Annotated in this window: 16 protein-coding genes and 1 tRNA gene; 6 read left to right on the top strand and 11 right to left on the bottom strand. The window is 59.8% G+C overall.

Annotated elements, in window-relative coordinates; genetic code table 11:
* Positions 1 to 56: 56 nt before the first annotated feature.
* The 6 genes from gcvH (at position 57) to AB1J88_RS27445 (ending at position 7,260) form a co-directional block, all read left to right on the top strand.
* Positions 57 to 440 (top strand): glycine cleavage system protein GcvH, encoded by a 384-nt coding sequence (gcvH, locus tag AB1J88_RS27470; protein WP_430292444.1) that lies wholly within the window; start codon positions 57 to 59, stop codon positions 438 to 440.
* A gap of 11 nt (positions 441 to 451) precedes the next feature.
* Positions 452 to 3,304, top strand: coding sequence for an aminomethyl-transferring glycine dehydrogenase (gene gcvP, locus AB1J88_RS27465; RefSeq protein ID WP_430292442.1), 2,853 nt, complete (start codon positions 452 to 454; stop codon positions 3,302 to 3,304).
* A 200-nt stretch (positions 3,305 to 3,504) separates the two neighbouring features.
* Positions 3,505 to 4,881 carry an L-serine ammonia-lyase gene (locus AB1J88_RS27460; RefSeq protein WP_430292441.1) on the top strand — a complete coding sequence of 459 codons (1,377 nt, stop codon included), beginning with the start codon at positions 3,505 to 3,507 and terminating at the stop codon, positions 4,879 to 4,881.
* Between the two features lie 51 nt (positions 4,882 to 4,932).
* A complete protein-coding gene (gene gcvT / locus AB1J88_RS27455) occupies positions 4,933 to 6,057 on the top strand; it encodes a glycine cleavage system aminomethyltransferase GcvT (RefSeq protein WP_430292440.1) in 1,125 nt (374 codons plus the stop codon).
* Positions 6,058 to 6,461: 404 nt separating this feature from the next.
* Positions 6,462 to 6,674: a cold-shock protein gene (locus tag AB1J88_RS27450; protein WP_007951194.1), complete on the top strand. Its 213-nt coding sequence runs from the start codon at positions 6,462 to 6,464 to the stop codon at positions 6,672 to 6,674.
* A 97-nt stretch (positions 6,675 to 6,771) separates the two neighbouring features.
* A complete protein-coding gene (locus AB1J88_RS27445) occupies positions 6,772 to 7,260 on the top strand; it encodes an RDD family protein (RefSeq protein WP_430292439.1) in 489 nt (162 codons plus the stop codon).
* Positions 7,261 to 7,396: 136 nt separating this feature from the next.
* Here the strand turns inward: AB1J88_RS27445 and nadA are convergent, their stop codons facing one another.
* The 11 genes from nadA to ybgC form a co-directional block, all read right to left on the bottom strand.
* Complete coding sequence (gene nadA / locus AB1J88_RS27440) at positions 7,397 to 8,455, bottom strand: quinolinate synthase NadA (RefSeq protein WP_003227499.1); 1,059 nt, start codon at positions 8,453 to 8,455, stop codon at positions 7,397 to 7,399.
* A 271-nt stretch (positions 8,456 to 8,726) separates the two neighbouring features.
* A tRNA-Lys gene (locus tag AB1J88_RS27435) sits at positions 8,727 to 8,802 on the bottom strand.
* 62 nt (positions 8,803 to 8,864) lie between these two features.
* The gene (queC, locus tag AB1J88_RS27430) at positions 8,865 to 9,557 is read right to left on the bottom strand and encodes a 7-cyano-7-deazaguanine synthase QueC (RefSeq protein WP_222018557.1); all 693 of its coding nucleotides are present in this window, start codon (positions 9,555 to 9,557) and stop codon (positions 8,865 to 8,867) included.
* 1 nt (position 9,558) lies between these two features.
* Positions 9,559 to 10,206 carry a 7-carboxy-7-deazaguanine synthase QueE gene (queE, locus tag AB1J88_RS27425; protein WP_047296033.1) on the bottom strand — a complete coding sequence of 216 codons (648 nt, stop codon included), beginning with the start codon at positions 10,204 to 10,206 and terminating at the stop codon, positions 9,559 to 9,561.
* Positions 10,207 to 10,372: 166 nt separating this feature from the next.
* Positions 10,373 to 11,209 carry a tol-pal system protein YbgF gene (gene ybgF / locus AB1J88_RS27420; protein ID WP_064588907.1) on the bottom strand — a complete coding sequence of 279 codons (837 nt, stop codon included), beginning with the start codon at positions 11,207 to 11,209 and terminating at the stop codon, positions 10,373 to 10,375.
* Positions 11,210 to 11,215: 6 nt separating this feature from the next.
* Positions 11,216 to 11,713: a peptidoglycan-associated lipoprotein Pal gene (pal, locus tag AB1J88_RS27415; RefSeq protein ID WP_003178634.1), complete on the bottom strand. Its 498-nt coding sequence runs from the start codon at positions 11,711 to 11,713 to the stop codon at positions 11,216 to 11,218.
* Between the two features lie 52 nt (positions 11,714 to 11,765).
* Positions 11,766 to 13,046, bottom strand: a complete 1,281-nt coding sequence (tolB, locus tag AB1J88_RS27410) for a Tol-Pal system beta propeller repeat protein TolB (protein WP_164747834.1) — start codon at positions 13,044 to 13,046, stop codon at positions 11,766 to 11,768.
* 17 nt (positions 13,047 to 13,063) lie between these two features.
* Positions 13,064 to 14,140, bottom strand: coding sequence for a cell envelope integrity protein TolA (tolA, locus tag AB1J88_RS27405; protein ID WP_041068568.1), 1,077 nt, complete (start codon positions 14,138 to 14,140; stop codon positions 13,064 to 13,066).
* Positions 14,140 to 14,592 (bottom strand): protein TolR, encoded by a 453-nt coding sequence (gene tolR, locus AB1J88_RS27400; RefSeq protein ID WP_161794900.1) that lies wholly within the window; start codon positions 14,590 to 14,592, stop codon positions 14,140 to 14,142. The genes tolA and tolR overlap by 1 nt, the downstream gene beginning before the upstream one ends.
* 23 nt (positions 14,593 to 14,615) lie before the next feature.
* The gene (gene tolQ / locus AB1J88_RS27395; protein WP_007912733.1) at positions 14,616 to 15,311 is read right to left on the bottom strand and encodes a protein TolQ; all 696 of its coding nucleotides are present in this window, start codon (positions 15,309 to 15,311) and stop codon (positions 14,616 to 14,618) included.
* Positions 15,301 to 15,768 (bottom strand): tol-pal system-associated acyl-CoA thioesterase, encoded by a 468-nt coding sequence (gene ybgC / locus AB1J88_RS27390; RefSeq protein ID WP_027612533.1) that lies wholly within the window; start codon positions 15,766 to 15,768, stop codon positions 15,301 to 15,303. Before ybgC ends, tolQ begins: the two co-directional genes overlap by 11 nt.
* Positions 15,769 to 15,876 lie beyond the last annotated feature (108 nt).

Genomic DNA, 15,876 nt, shown 5'->3' with positions numbered 1-15,876 from the left:
CATGCCCACGCCTTCCACCGCGTCCACCAGACGAGTCTGGCCCCTTAGGAGTTTCCATGAGCGAGTTGCGTTTTACTGAAGATCACGAATGGCTGCGCACCGAAGCTGACGGCAGCGTCACTGTCGGCATCACCGCTTTCGCGCAGCACGCCTTGGGCGACGTGGTGTTCGTGCAACTGCCTGAGCTGCAGGCTTACGAAAAAGGCGCCGAAGCCGCCACCGTGGAATCGGTGAAAGCCGCCAGCGGTGTGTACATGCCCCTCGATGGCGACGTCCTGGAAGTTAATCCGGCGCTGGAAGACGCTCCGGAACTGGTCAACGAAGATCCGCTGGGCGAAGGCTGGTTCTTCCGCTTCCAGCCAAGCGACACCTCGGCGGTGGCGAAATTGCTGGATCAGGACGCCTACGACCGTTTGATCAAAGCCCAAGACGAAGCCTGAGGAGTAGCGACATGACTCAAGTAAACCTCGGCACTGCCAACGAATTCATCGCCCGTCACATCGGCCCGCGCGCCGGTGACGAGCAAGCCATGCTCAACAGCCTCGGTTTCGACTCGCTCGAAGCGCTGAGCGCCAGCGTCATTCCGGAAAGCATCAAGGGCACCAGCGTGCTCGGCATGGACGACGGCCTGAGCGAAGCCGACGCCCTGGCGATGATCAAATCCATCGCCGGCAAGAACCAGCTGTTCAAGACCTACATCGGCCAGGGCTACTACAACTGTCACACGCCGTCGCCGATCCTGCGCAACCTGCTGGAAAACCCGGCCTGGTACACCGCTTACACGCCGTACCAGCCGGAAATTTCCCAGGGCCGTCTCGAAGCGCTGCTGAACTTCCAGACCCTGATCAGCGACCTCACCGGCCTGCCGATCGCCAACGCCTCGTTGCTCGACGAAGCCACCGCCGCTGCCGAAGCCATGACTTTCTGCAAACGCCTGAGCAAGAACAAGGGCAGCCACCAATTCTTCGCCTCGATCCACAGCCACCCGCAAACCCTCGACGTGCTGCGCACCCGTGCCGAGCCGCTGGGCATCGAAGTGGTGGTTGGCGATGAGCGTGAACTGACGGATGTCACGCCGTTCTTCGGCGCGCTGCTGCAATACCCGGCGAGCAACGGTGACCTGTTCGACTACCGCGAACTGACCGAGCGCTTCCACGCCGCCAACGCGCTGGTGGCCGTGGCTGCCGATCTGCTGGCCCTGACTTTGCTGACCGCTCCAGGCGAGTTCGGCGCGGACGTCGCCATCGGTTCGGCGCAACGCTTCGGTGTACCGCTGGGCTTCGGTGGCCCGCACGCCGCCTACTTCTCCACCAAGGATGCATTCAAGCGTGACATGCCGGGCCGTCTGGTCGGTGTTTCGGTTGACCGTTTCGGCAAGCCGGCCCTGCGCCTGGCGATGCAGACTCGCGAGCAACACATCCGCCGTGAGAAAGCCACGTCGAACATCTGCACCGCGCAAGTGCTGCTGGCCAACATCGCCAGCATGTACGCGGTCTACCACGGCCCGAAAGGCCTGACCCAGATCGCCAACCGCGTACATCACCTGACCGCGATTCTCGCCAAGGGCCTGAGCGCACTGGGCCAGACCGTCGAACAGGCAAGCTTCTTCGATACCCTGACCCTCGCCACCGGCGCGCACACTGCCGCGCTGCACGACAAGGCGCACGCTCAGCAGATCAACCTGCGGGTGATCGACGCCGAGCGTCTGGGCCTGTCGGTGGACGAAACCACCACCCAGGCTGACATCGAAACCCTGTGGGGCCTGTTCGCCGACGGCAAGACCCTGCCGGACTTCGCTGCACTGGCCGCTTCGGTGCACAGCACCATCCCGGCGGCGCTGGTGCGTCAGTCGCCGATCCTCAGCCACCCGGTGTTCAACCGTTATCACTCGGAAACTGAGCTGATGCGCTACCTGCGCAAACTGGCGGACAAGGATCTGGCACTGGATCGCACCATGATCCCGCTGGGCTCGTGCACCATGAAACTCAACGCCGCGAGCGAAATGATCCCGGTGACCTGGGCCGAATTCGGCGCCCTGCACCCGTTCGCTCCGGCTGCGCAGAGCGCCGGTTATCAGCAATTGACCGACGAACTGGAAGCGATGCTCTGCGCCGCCACAGGTTACGACGCGATCTCGCTGCAACCGAACGCCGGCTCGCAAGGTGAGTACGCAGGCCTCTTGGCGATTCGCGCCTACCATCAGAGCCGTGGCGATGAGCGCCGCGACATCTGCCTGATCCCGTCGTCGGCCCACGGCACCAACCCGGCCACCGCCAACATGGCCGGCATGCGCGTGGTGGTGACCGCGTGCGATGCGCGCGGCAACGTCGATATCGAAGACCTGCGCGCCAAAGCCATCGAGCACCGCGAACACCTCGCGGCGCTGATGATCACCTACCCGTCGACCCACGGCGTGTTCGAAGAAGGCATCCGCGAAATCTGCGGGATCATTCACGACAACGGCGGCCAGGTGTACATCGACGGCGCCAACATGAACGCGATGGTCGGCCTCTGCGCACCGGGCAAGTTCGGCGGCGACGTCTCGCACCTGAACCTGCACAAAACCTTCTGCATTCCGCACGGCGGTGGCGGCCCGGGCGTCGGCCCGATCGGCGTCAAGTCGCACCTGACCCCGTTCCTTCCGGGCCATGGCCAGATGCAACGCAAGGAAGGCGCGGTCTGCGCAGCGCCGTTCGGCAGCGCGAGCATTCTGCCGATCACCTGGATGTACATTCGCATGATGGGTGGCGCCGGTCTGAAGCGGGCTTCGCAACTGGCAATCCTCAACGCCAACTACATTTCTCGTCGTCTGGAAGAGCACTATCCAGTGCTGTACACCGGCAGCAACGGTCTGGTGGCGCACGAATGCATCCTCGATCTGCGCCCGCTGAAAGACAGCAGCGGCATCAGCGTCGATGACGTCGCCAAGCGCCTGATCGACTTCGGCTTCCACGCCCCGACCATGTCGTTCCCGGTCGCCGGCACGCTGATGATCGAGCCGACCGAAAGCGAATCCAAGGAAGAACTGGACCGCTTCTGCGACGCCATGATCCGCATCCGCGAAGAAATCCGCGCAGTGGAAAACGGCACCCTGGACAAGGACGACAACCCGCTGAAGAACGCCCCGCACACGGCGGCGGAGCTGGTCGGCGAGTGGACGCACCCGTACAGCCGCGAGCAGGCGGTATATCCAGTGGCGTCGTTGATCGAAGGCAAGTACTGGCCGCCGGTCGGTCGCGTCGACAACGTGTTCGGCGACCGCAACCTGGTCTGCGCCTGCCCGTCGATCGAAAGCTACGCTTAAACGAAAGAGGGGCAGGTCACCTGCCCCTTTCTCCAGAACACCACAAATCCCTGTGGGAGCTGGCTTGCCAGCGATGAGGGTGGATCGTCTCCATCTCTGTTGCCTGACACACCGCCATCGCTGGCAAGCCAGCTCCCACAAGAAACGCATCAAGCCTGATATTCCGCCAATTCCTATAACAAGAAACCGGAGAACCACTCATGTCGTTAAGCGTGTTCGACCTGTTCAAGATTGGCATCGGCCCTTCCAGCTCCCACACCGTCGGCCCGATGCGTGCCGCTGCGCGCTTCGCCGAAGGCCTGCGCCGGGAAAACCTGTTGGCCGCTACCGCCAGTGTCCGGGTCGAGTTGTACGGCTCGCTCGGCGCCACCGGCAAAGGTCACGGCAGCGACAAGGCCGTGCTGCTCGGTCTTGAGGGTGAACACCCGGACACCGTCGACACCGAAACCGTCGCCGCACGCCTGCAGGACATTCGTGGCAATGGCCGGCTGAATCTGCTCGGCGAACACAGCATTGCCTTCAATGAGAAAGAATACCTGGCGATGATCCGCAAACCGTTGGCCTATCACCCCAACGGCATGATCTTTCGCGCATTCGATGCAGCCGGTATTCAGATCCGCAGCCGCGAGTACTACTCGGTCGGCGGTGGTTTCGTCGTCGATGAGGATGCCGCCGGCGCTGACCGCATTGTCGAAGACGCCACACCGCTGACCTTCCCGTTCAAAAGTGCCAAGGACTTGCTCGGCCATTGCGCCACCTACGGCCTGTCGATCAGCCAGGTGATGCTGACCAACGAAAGCGCCTGGCGCCCGGAGGCCGAGACCCGCGCCGGTCTGCTGAAAATCTGGCAAGTGATGCAGGACTGCGTCGCCGCGGGCTGTCGCAACGAAGGCATTCTGCCGGGCGGGCTGAAGGTCAAGCGCCGGGCGGCGGCGCTGCATCGACAGCTGTGCAAGAACCCGGAATCGGCGCTGCGCGATCCGCTGTCGGTGCTTGACTGGGTCAACCTCTACGCCCTCGCCGTCAACGAAGAAAACGCCAACGGCGGGCGCGTGGTCACCGCCCCCACCAACGGTGCGGCCGGGATCATTCCGGCGGTGCTGCATTACTACATGCGGTTTATCCCGGGTGCGAACGATGACGGCGTGGTGCGCTTTCTGCTGACCGCCGCCGCGATCGGCATTCTGTACAAGGAAAACGCCTCGATCTCCGGCGCCGAAGTCGGCTGTCAGGGCGAAGTCGGCGTGGCCTGCTCGATGGCCGCCGGCGCGTTGTGCGAAGTGCTCGGCGGCAGTGTGCAGCAAGTGGAGAACGCCGCGGAAATCGGCATGGAACACAACCTCGGCCTGACCTGCGACCCGATTGGCGGGCTGGTGCAGGTGCCGTGCATCGAGCGCAATGCCATGGGCTCGGTGAAAGCGATCAACGCGGTGCGCATGGCCATGCGCGGCGACGGGCAACACTTCGTCTCGCTCGACAAGGTCATCCGCACCATGCGCCAGACCGGCGCCGACATGAAAAGCAAATACAAGGAGACCGCCCGTGGCGGTCTGGCAGTCAACATTATCGAATGCTAATTAGCCCCCTCTTCCTCCGGGAGAGCGCTGGTATGAATCAAGGAGTCACGCATGTCCACCGAACAACTGTCGAAAACCCCGCTGCACGCTCTGCACCTCGAACTCGGCGCCCGCATGGTGCCGTTCGCCGGCTACGACATGCCGGTGCAATACCCGCTCGGCGTGATGAAAGAGCACCAACACACCCGTGAGCAGGCCGGGCTGTTCGATGTCTCGCACATGGGCCAGATTCGCCTGACCGGCGCCAATGCCGCCAAGGCCCTGGAAACCCTGGTGCCGGTGGACATCATCGACCTGCCGGTGGGCATGCAGCGCTACGCGATGTTCACCAACGACAACGGCGGCATCCTCGACGACCTGATGGTCGCCAACCTCGGTAACGACGAGCTGTTCCTGGTGGTCAACGCCGCGTGCAAGGATCAGGACCTGGCGCATCTGCAAAAGCACATCGGTGATCAGTGCACCATAACGGAGCTGTTCGAAGCGCGCGCGTTGCTGGCGTTGCAAGGTCCGGCTGCAGTCACCGTACTGGCGCGTCTTGCACCAGAGGTGGCGAAGATGACGTTCATGCAGTTCAAGCGCCTGCAGCTGCTGGGCATCGATTGCTTCGTCAGCCGTTCGGGTTACACCGGTGAAGACGGTTTTGAGATTTCCGTACCGGCAGCCAATGCAGAAAAACTCGCCCGTGCCCTGCTGGCCGAACCGGAAGTCCAGGCCATTGGCCTCGGCGCCCGCGACTCGCTGCGCCTGGAAGCCGGCCTGTGCCTGTACGGCCACGACATGAACACCGACACCACCCCCATCGAAGCCAGCCTGTTGTGGGCGATCTCCAAGCCACGCCGCGCCGACGGCGCGCGAGCCGGCGGTTTCCCGGGCGCAGAGCAAGTATTTGCTCAGCAGCAGAACGGCGTGGCACGCAAACGCGTCGGTCTGCTGCCACAGGAACGTACGCCGGTGCGTGAAGGCGCTGAAATCGTCAACGAAGCGGGCGAAATCATCGGCAGCGTGTGCAGCGGCGGCTTCGGCCCGACCCTGGGCGGGCCGTTGGCGATGGGTTATCTCGACAGCGCTTATGTGGCACTGGACACGCCAGTCTGGGCCATCGTTCGTGGGAAAAAGGTGCAAATGCTTGTAAGCAAAATGCCATTTGTTCCACAACGCTACTATCGTGGTTGATTGACTGTTTCTATAAGTAACGCGATTGCGTTATGCGTGCACTAATGTGTAACGCAATCGCCACAAAAAAGTGCATTTTCTAACATCTGATTCGAATATGAACTTTGCTTATAACGATCGAAAACAATTGAACCCGTTCATCGTCTAAGCCGACACTAGTGGATTGACTAACTGCCAGCAAGCGCAGGAAAACCGGGCCTTCGCGGGGCTTGTTTTTTCTCCCGTAGTTGGCGTAGAGTTTGTCCACTGTGTTTGCATGGGTCAGCTTGGAATCGTGACCTGGGCAGTAGCCTACAAAGTTAGCTACATCCCGCTCGACGTCTTCTTACTCTCCTGCAACCAGCCCCAGTACTCTTTCATGAGAAAGAGACTGTCATCAATTTATGCGTCAAAGGAAATAAGAAATGTCGACACGTCAGAGCGGTACCGTCAAGTGGTTTAACGACGAGAAAGGTTTTGGTTTTATCACTCCAGAAAGCGGTCCGGATCTGTTCGTGCATTTCCGCGCCATTCAGGGCAACGGCTTCAAGAGCCTGAAAGAAGGCCAGAAAGTGACCTTCGTTGCTGTGCAAGGTCAGAAAGGCATGCAGGCTGACGAAGTCATCGCCGAAGCCTGATTTTCTGTCACAAAAAAGCCCCTGATATTGATATCAGGGGCTTTTTTGTGCGCGCGAATCCGTAAAATGGCGCTTCATTTTGCGCCCAGAGGCTGCCATGTCGAAAAACCTGCTCACTCCCCAGGGCGACTTTCCTGCTGTTGGCCTTGGCCGGCGTCTGGCAGCAATGTTCTATGACTTCCTGCTGTGCACCGCCCTGCTGATCGTCACCGGCTTCGTTTACAAGTTGATCCAGGCAGCAATCATCGGTGAAGAACGCCTGCGCGCACTGATCGATGCCGGCAAGATGGATGGCGATCCGCTGTATTCCACGGTGCTGTTGCTGGTGCTGTTTGCGTTCTTCGCCAAGTTCTGGACTCACGGCGGGCAGACACTGGGCATGCAGGTGTGGGGGATTCGAGTGCAGAACGCCGATGGCAGCGCGATCAGCCTGTGGCAGGCGCTGCTGCGCTTCATGGTGTCGATCGCCTCGTGGCTGTGCGCAGGGCTTGGATTTCTCTGGTCGCTGTACGACAAGCAGAAGCGCACCTGGCATGACATCTATTCCGATACCCGCGTGGTGCGGATTCCGAAGAAGAGCAAATAATTTCCTGACACCGAATACCACTGTGGGAGCGAGCCTGCTCGCAAAAGCGTAGCATCAGCCGACATTTATGTTTGCTGATTCACCGCCTTCGCGAGCAAGCTCGCTCCCACAGGTTTTGGGGTGTTTCTGAAGGACCTCAGGCGTTACCCGCCAGCTTCATCCGCGCTGCCTGGGTGAAATCCAGCATGCGCTTCAACGGGCGGATCGCCTGTGGAATCAGCGCCGGATCGACAAAGATCTCGTTCGTCCCTTCCTTCAGGCTCTTGAGCGTGCGCTCAAGGGTGTTCATGGCCATCCACGGGCAATGTGCGCAACTGCGGCACGCGGCGCCGTTACCGGCGGTTGGCGCCTCGATGAAGACCTTGTCCGGGCACAACTGCTGCATCTTGTAGAAAATGCCGCGGTCGGTGGCGACGATCAGGGTCTTGTTCGGCAGGCTTTGCGCGGCAGCGATCAACTGACTGGTGGAACCGACGGCGTCGGCCAGCTCGATCACCGAGGTCGGCGACTCCGGGTGCACCAGAATCGCGGCGTCCGGGTACAACGCCTTCATGTCTTCAAGCTGCTTGGACTTGAACTCTTCGTGGACGATGCAGGCACCGTCCCACAGCAGCATGTCGGCGCCGGTCTTGCGCTGAATGTAAGTGCCCAGATGCTTGTCCGGGCCCCAGATGATGGTCTCGCCGTTGTCCATCAGGCTTTCAACGATCTCCAGTGCGCAGCTCGACGTCACCACCCAGTCAGCACGGGCTTTGACTGCGGCCGAAGTGTTGGCGTACACCACCACCGTGCGCTCCGGGTGCTGATCGCAGAACGCCGAGAACTCGTCCACCGGGCAACCCAGGTCCAGCGAGCAGGTCGCGTCCAGGGTCGGCATCAGCACACGTTTTTCCGGGTTGAGGATCTTCGCGGTCTCGCCCATGAACTTCACACCGGCGACCACCACGGTCTTGGCCGGGTGAGCGTTGCCGAAGCGCGCCATTTCGAGGGAGTCGGACACACAGCCGCCGGTTTCTTCGGCCAGGGCCTGAATCACCGGATCGCAATAGAAGTGGGCCACCAGCACCGCGTCCTGAGCCTTGAGCTCGGCGGCGATGGCAGAACGGTAGTAGGCCTCTTCCTCGGCAGTCAGCGGTTTGGGCTGTTTGGCATCGAGGTGGGCTTGAACCAGAAGGCGTTCGGAAATCTGCGTCATGTTCGCAAGACCTGCAGGCGCTTTCGCGCGAAAGTCGAGTATACACCCGGCTCCGGACCACTTGAGGGTACCGCCGGGAGAGTGAGTATTATCAGGCACGGACAGCATTGAAGCTGCGCAAGGCTACAGAATATCCCGTTGATACAAAAGATGATTCTGACCTGTGTCAGCGCAGGCAATGATGAAAGGAGCGGTGCCTGATTCGCAGGCAAAAAAAAACCCGGAAATCCTCACTTTCGTGGGCCTTCCGGATTTTCTAAACCGCCAAATATGGTGGGTCGTGTGGGATTCGAACCTACGACCAATTGGTTAAAAGCCAACTGCTCTACCAACTGAGCTAACGACCCGCTGTGTGGTGGCGCGTATAATACTGATTTTTAAGGACTATTCAACACCTTTTTGAAAAAAATCAAAAATAAGGTGTTGGATCGCTTACACCGGCCGCCGCAAAGCCCTCTGCACGCAGGCGGCAGCTGTCGCATTTACCGCACGCACGGCCTTCATCGTCCGCCTGATAGCAGGAAACGGTCAGGCCATAATCGACGCCCAGCTTCACGCCCGCCTGGACGATCTGCGCCTTGCTCAGGTTCTGCAGCGGCGCCTGGATACGGAAACCGTTGCCTTCCACGCCCGCCTTGGTTGCCAGGTTGGCCATGCGCTCGAACGATTCAATGAACTCGGGACGGCAATCCGGGTAACCGGAATAGTCCACGGCGTTGACGCCGATAAAGATGTCACGCGCGCCGATTACTTCGGCCCAGCCCAGTGCCAGTGATAGAAACACCGTGTTGCGCGCCGGCACGTAGGTCACCGGGATGCCCTCGCCCAGCTCTTCCGGGATGTCGATGCTGGTGTCGGTCAGCGCCGAGCCGCCCATGCCGTTGAGGTTCAGGCCAATCACTTTGTGCTCGACCACACCCAGATCGCGGGCGACGCGCGCTGCAGCATGCAGCTCCGCATGAGAGCGCTGGCCGTAATCGAAACTCATGGTGTAGCAGGCGTAGCCTTCAGCCCGGGCCATCGCGACCACAGTGGCCGAATCGAGGCCACCCGATAGCAGGATTACCGCACGTTTTTCGTGAGTGTTCAGTTGTTCAGTCATATCAGCGCCCCGGCTCGTCATTCCATAGATATTTATGCAGCTGCAACTGCAACCGCACCGGCAGGTTGTCTGCCACCACCCAGTCCGCCAGATCCCTGGCATTGAGGTCATGATGACTTGGGGAAAACAGCACTTCACCCGCACGTCGATCAAGACCGTACTGGATCAGCTTCGAGACCGCCCAGTCATAGTCGTCCCGCGAACAGATGACAAACTTCACCTGATCGTTGGGCGTCAACAGTTCGATGTTTTCGTAGCGGTTGCGGTGCGCCTCTTTGGAGTCCGGCGTCTTCAAGTCGACCACGCGACTGACGCGCGAATCCACCGCCGAGATATCGAGCGCACCACTGGTTTCCAGTGATACTTCGTAACCGGCATCGCACAACTGCTTGAGCAAAGGGATGGCATTGGGCTGCGCCAGCGGCTCACCGCCGGTCACGCAGACGTAGCGCGGGCGAAACCCGGCCACTTGCTCAAGGATATCGTCGAGGGTGCGGATCGTGCCGCCGCTGAATGCATAGGCGCTGTCGCAGTATTGGCAACGCAATGGGCAACCGGTCAGGCGCACAAAAACCGTGGGCAGCCCGGCAGTCCGCGTTTCCCCCTGCAACGAGTAGAAAACTTCGGTGATTCTCAATGTGTCTTGCATAGTCGCCACGGGCGTAACAGCTAAACAGGCTGTCCGCCTCCGTCAGGCACTTCAGGCAACCCCGCCAACGCGTAGATCACCAGAAGCGTGTTTCAGAAAAAGGGCGTGAATTCTAACGAAAAAACCCGCGACAAGCGCGGGTTTCTTCCAAACGGGTCAAACACACTTACATACGTTGCAGATCGCGTTGGGCCAACTGAGCAGCGGAGGTCCCCGGGTATTGGGAAACCACTTGTTGCAGAATGCCTTTGACCTTGTCGGTATGACCGAGGCGGCGCTCTACATCAGCCAGCTTGTACAGCGAATCCGGCACTTTGGCGTGCTTGGGATAGAGCTGTGAAACCTTGGCAAAAGCCTGACCCGCACCTTGCAGATCGCCCTTGGCCAGGTTCACTTCGCCCAACCAGTACTGGGCATTGCCCGCATATTGGCTGTTCGGGTATTTGCGCAGGAATGCCGAGAAAGCCTGGCTGGCCTTGTCGAAATCCTTGGCTTTGATCAGGTCGAAAGCCGCATCGTAATACAGCTTTTCCTTGGCCGGATCACCCGGTTCGCTACTGGCAGCAGGTGCCTGGGCGGCGGCAGCCCCGGCGCCAGCGGCAGCACCGGCAGCAGCACTTGCATCGCCACCGGCAGAAGAATTCTCAGGAGTCGCGGCAGGTGCAGCACCGGATCCTATGCGCCGATCAAGATCCTGGTATCGCTCCAGGGATTCCTGCTTCATGCGCGCAACCTGATTCTGCAGTTCTTCGATCACACCTTGCTGGCGCGATATCTGATCCTGCATCTGTTGCAGTTGGTTGAACAGCATGCCCTGTGCCGAGGCAGGGGCCGAAGCCGCTCCCCCGGCATAGGCGCCGTTCGTACCGTAACCCGCAGGCGGATAACTGCTCCCGCTATTGTTATAACCGGAGTTGTCATCGACCACAGGAACCGCAGCCCACGCCGCAAGCGGCGCGAGGCTGAGAGCCAGAACAGTTACAGCACGACGGCACGTTCGCATATCGAATTACTTACGCAGTTCGACGCGACGGTTTTGAGCCCAGGACTGCTCGTCGTTGCCGGTAGCAACTGGACGCTCTTCGCCGTAGGAAACCAGTTCCAGCTGAGCTGGGGAAACACCTTGCAGTACCAGGTAGCGCTGAACGGCTTTCGCACGACGCTCGCCCAGTGCCATGTTGTACTCACGAGTACCACGTTCGTCGGTGTTGCCTTCCAGAACAACGCGAGCGCCGTTTGCTTTCAGGTCTTTGGCGTGAACGTCCAGAGCGCGCATGGCTTCTGGCTTCAGGTCCGAGCTGTCGTATTCGAAGTAGAAGGTGGTGATTGCGCGCAGAGCAGCTTCTTCGCTCAGGGAACCGTCAACGGCACCAGTGTTTGCGCCGTAACCAGCGTTTGGATCAACAGCGCCTTCACCGGCGTTGTCGCCGCCTTTGGACGAGCAACCTACAGCTACGGCCATGGCCAGAGCCAGCGCAGCAAATTTACCAAACTTCAGCATTTCCATCGTGAAACTCCTAATGAACCCCAGTGTGTTAAGTAAAACGTAAAGCGCCGCGTCAGTTCAGGTAAGGGGACCAGGACGGTTCTCTGACTTCGCCTTGTGCGGTAGGAAGCGGGAGCCTCACGCGTCCATTAATGGACACGAGCATCAAGACTCCCCGGCCCTGCTGGCGGGTGGCGTAGATTACCATGGTGCCGTTGGGCGCAACAGTGGGTGACTCGTCCAGAGTGCTATCAGTGAGGATCTTTACACTGCCTCGCTGCAAATCCTGGGCCGCCACCTTGAAATTGGTGAAACCGTCCTGGCGATGGATCATCACCAGGGTCTTTTCATCAGCCGAAAGCTTCGGGTTGGCGTTGTAGTTGCCAATGAAGGTCACACGCTCGGCACCACCGCCGCTGGCGCTGGTCTTGTAGATCTGCGGCTTGCCGCCACGGTCCGAGGTGAAGTAGATGGTCGAACCATCCTTGCCCCAGTACGGTTCGGTGTTGATGCCAGGACCAGCCGTCACGCGAGTGATCTGACGCGAACCCAGGTTCATCACATAGATGTCCGGGTTGCCGTCTTTCGACAGTACGAACGCCAGGCGATTGCCATCCGGCGACCAGGCTGGTGCGCCGTTCAGGCCTTCGAAGTTGGTGATCTGCTCACGGCGACCGGTGTCGATGTTCTGCATGAAGATCCGTGGACGCTTCTGCTCGAACGACACGTAGGCGATGCGCTTGCCATCCGGTGCGAAACGCGGCGACAGGATCGGCTCGCGCGATTGCAGCAGAGTCACGGCACGGGCACCGTCGTAGTCCGAACGCTGCAGGGTGTAGCGAGTGTTCTTCTCGGAGAAACGCTCGGCTGTCACGTACAGCAGGCGGGTCGAAAACGCACCTTTGATACCGGTGAGTTTTTCGAACGACTGATCCGAAATGAAGTGCGCCATGTCGCGCAGTTGCTCGGTGGTACCGGAAACACTGCCGTCAGCCACTTTCTGCTCGGTAGCCACGTTGAACAGTGCCCACTGAACCTGCAGACGACCGCCCGCTGGCGCAATGCTGCCGACCATCATGTATTGAGCACCCACCGCCTTCCAGTCACGGAAGATGATTTCGCTCGGCTGGCTTGGCTGGCTGATCATGTTCTGCTTTGGAATCGGCGAGTAATAGCCCGAGTTCCGCAAATCGTTACCAATGATTTCAGCCATGTCGTCCGGCAACACGGCACCGCCCTGCATGCCGAACGGTACGACGGCAATCGGGGTGGCCCGATCGCTGCCGCTGGTGACCAGAATGTTCTTTTCATCAGCCATCGCGATCCCTGCCATGCAGCAGATCACGACCAGCATTCCTCGAAGAAGGTTTCTCACAAGGCTAGATCCTCAGGTGTGAATGTCATCTTGAATGAACGATACGGAGCGAAATCGCTCGGCTTCATTCCCTGCATTTCCGTCAAACGTCCAATATTTTTGACCGCCGCGACCGCCGAAGCATCGAACGGACCGTCGCCACTGGATTTGGCCACGCTGACCGAAGTCACCGTACCGTCCGGCAACATGCCGATTTGCAGCACGACCGTCATGCCTTTGCGTGCCGAAGGAGGACGCGCCCAACCTTCCGCTGCCCGCGCACGAATCAGGTCATCGAAACTGCCCGCGACTTCGTCACCCTGCTCATCGGCCAAGGCCTGCTGACGCTGTGGCGTATCGGAAAGCAAATCTGCCAGGGCCTGAGCCTTTTTCTCTTCGGCGGACTTACGTGCCGCTTCCTGCGATTTTTTCTTCGCAGCATCGGCAGCAGCTTTCTTCTTCGCTTCGTCGGCGACTTTCTTCTTCGCCTCTTCAGCTTCAGCTTTTTTCTTGGCGTCTTCGGCGGCTTTCTTCTTCGCGTCTTCGACGATCTTCTTCTTGGCTTCTTCAGCGGCCGCTTTCTTGGCCTCTTCTTCAGCCGCCTTCTTGGCTTCTTCTTCGGCTTTCTTCTTGGCTATATCAGCCAATTGTTTCTCTTCTGCCTTCTTGGCCTCGGCTTTCTTCGCATCGTCGGCTTTCTTGGCTTCATCAGCCTTTTTCGCCTCGTCCGCTTTCTTCGCCTCGTCGGCCTTCTTGGCTTCCTCGGCCTTTTGAGCCGCTTCTTCTTTCTTTTGTTCCGCAGCCTTCACCGCTTCCTGCTCGACCTTTTTCTGTTCCATCTGCTCGACTTCGGTCTGGCGCGCGGCGGATTTCTTCGCCTCACCCGCAATCTTCTGATTGGTCTGGGTGGTTGCCTGACTTTTCGATTTCAGCTGGTACAGGGTCGCCTGGACAATCGGCTTGGCCGGCGGCAACTCGGGTGTGAAGGCAAAACTGACGAACAGCATGCCGAACACCAGCACGTGCAGGACAATCGCCAGAACACTGGGCCAGAAGTAGCTTTCCGAGGCGGACGGCTCTCGCTGTTGCTGCATCAGGGGGCCTCGGTAATCAAACCAACATTACCGACCCCGGCTTTCTGCAACCCGCCCATGGCACCCATGACGGCGCCGTAGTCGACCGACTTGTCGCCACGGATAAAGACCTGGGTACGCTTGCCGCCTTCGGTGCCGGCGCGAATGATCTTGGTCACTGCGTCAGTCATCTGTGGCAGCGTCATTGCCCTGTCCTGCTGCTTTTCAGTATCGACTTCGCTGCCAAGGTTCCAGTAGTAGGTCTTGTCAGCCTTGATCGAAATGGTCAGCACCTGAGTGTTGTTGTCCTGCGGCAAGGCTTCGCTGGAAACCTTGGGCAGATCCACTTTCACGCCCTGATTGAGCATCGGCGCGGTCACCATGAAGATAACCAGCAGCACCAGCATCACGTCGATGTATGGCACCACGTTCATCTCGGCGACCGGCTTGCGCTTGTTTCGGGCTCGAGCGATTAAAGCCATCGGGAAATACCTGCTTATTCTTCGCTGGTGTGCACTTTGCGGTGCAGGATCGCCTGGAACTCATCGGCGAAGGTGTAGTAGCGGCTCAGCAAGGTTTCGCTGCGGGCAGAGAAACGGTTGTAAGCGATAACGGCCGGGATCGCGGCAAACAGGCCGATCGCAGTGGCGATCAGGGCTTCGGCGATGCCCGGGGCCACGGTGGCCAGGGTCGCCTGCTGGGCGCTGGCCAGACCGCGGAAGGAGTTCATGATGCCCCACACGGTACCGAACAGACCGATGTACGGGCTGACCGAACCCACGGTGGCGAGAAACGGCAGGCTCTGCTCCAGCTTCTCTTCCTCACGGGAGATCGCGACGCGCATGGCCCGCGCCACACCTTCCATCACCGCTTCCGGGTCAACACCTGGCTGCTGACGCAGACGGGAGAATTCCTTGAAGCCGGCACGGAAGATCTGCTCCACGCCGGAATCCGGATCCGGGTTGCTGCCGGCCTGACGGTACAGCTTGGACAGGTCGATACCCGACCAGAAGCGCTCTTCAAAGCTCTCCAGGGCGCGTCGACCGGCGCGCAGCAGATTGCTGCGCTGAAAGATCATGATCCATGAGGTCACCGATGCGGCCACCAGGGTCAACATTACCAACTGCACCACGATGCTGGCATTGCTGACCAGGCTCCACATGGAGGAATGGTCGACGACGTTAGCTTCCACGCTTTATCTCCTGCTTTGAGTGTGTACCCGTGCCGCCCGCGTCGGCAAAGGCCGCACGCAAGGATTCGGGCATGGCCCGGGGTTTCAAACTGTCGGTGCGCACGCAGGCCACCAGAAACTGCCCTTCACAGAGCAGCACATTATCCGTGGCCCGCCTGACCTGCTGTTTGAAGCGCAGGCTGGCACGGTTCAATTCGATTACATCAGCGCTTACCAGCAGTTCGTCGTCCAGTCGCGCCGGCGCGTGGTAGCGCGCTTCGCTGGAATGCACGACAAACAACAGGTCCTCTCCGGCCAGTTCCGACTGGGCAAAGCCCAGCGTCCGGAGCCGCTCGGTTCGAGCCCGTTCCATAAACTTGAGGTAATTAACGTAATACACGATGCCGCCCGCATCGGTGTCCTCGTAATAAACGCGACAACGATGTGCGAACGGCTCAAGCCCGTTTTGCGCGCGCATACTCTAGTGCTTACTCCTCGGGTTGCCAATCCGGCCAGGCAACTGTTTTTTCAGTGTTTAAGGCTTTACCGCAAAAGTACCGTCCTGTGACAGTACAAACGCTGAATA

The sequence above is a fragment of the Pseudomonas sp. S8 genome, from assembly GCF_050473925.1.
Taxonomy (GTDB): Bacteria; Pseudomonadota; Gammaproteobacteria; order Pseudomonadales; family Pseudomonadaceae; genus Aquipseudomonas; species Aquipseudomonas parakoreensis.
This window is presented reverse-complemented; position numbering and strand designations above follow the sequence as displayed.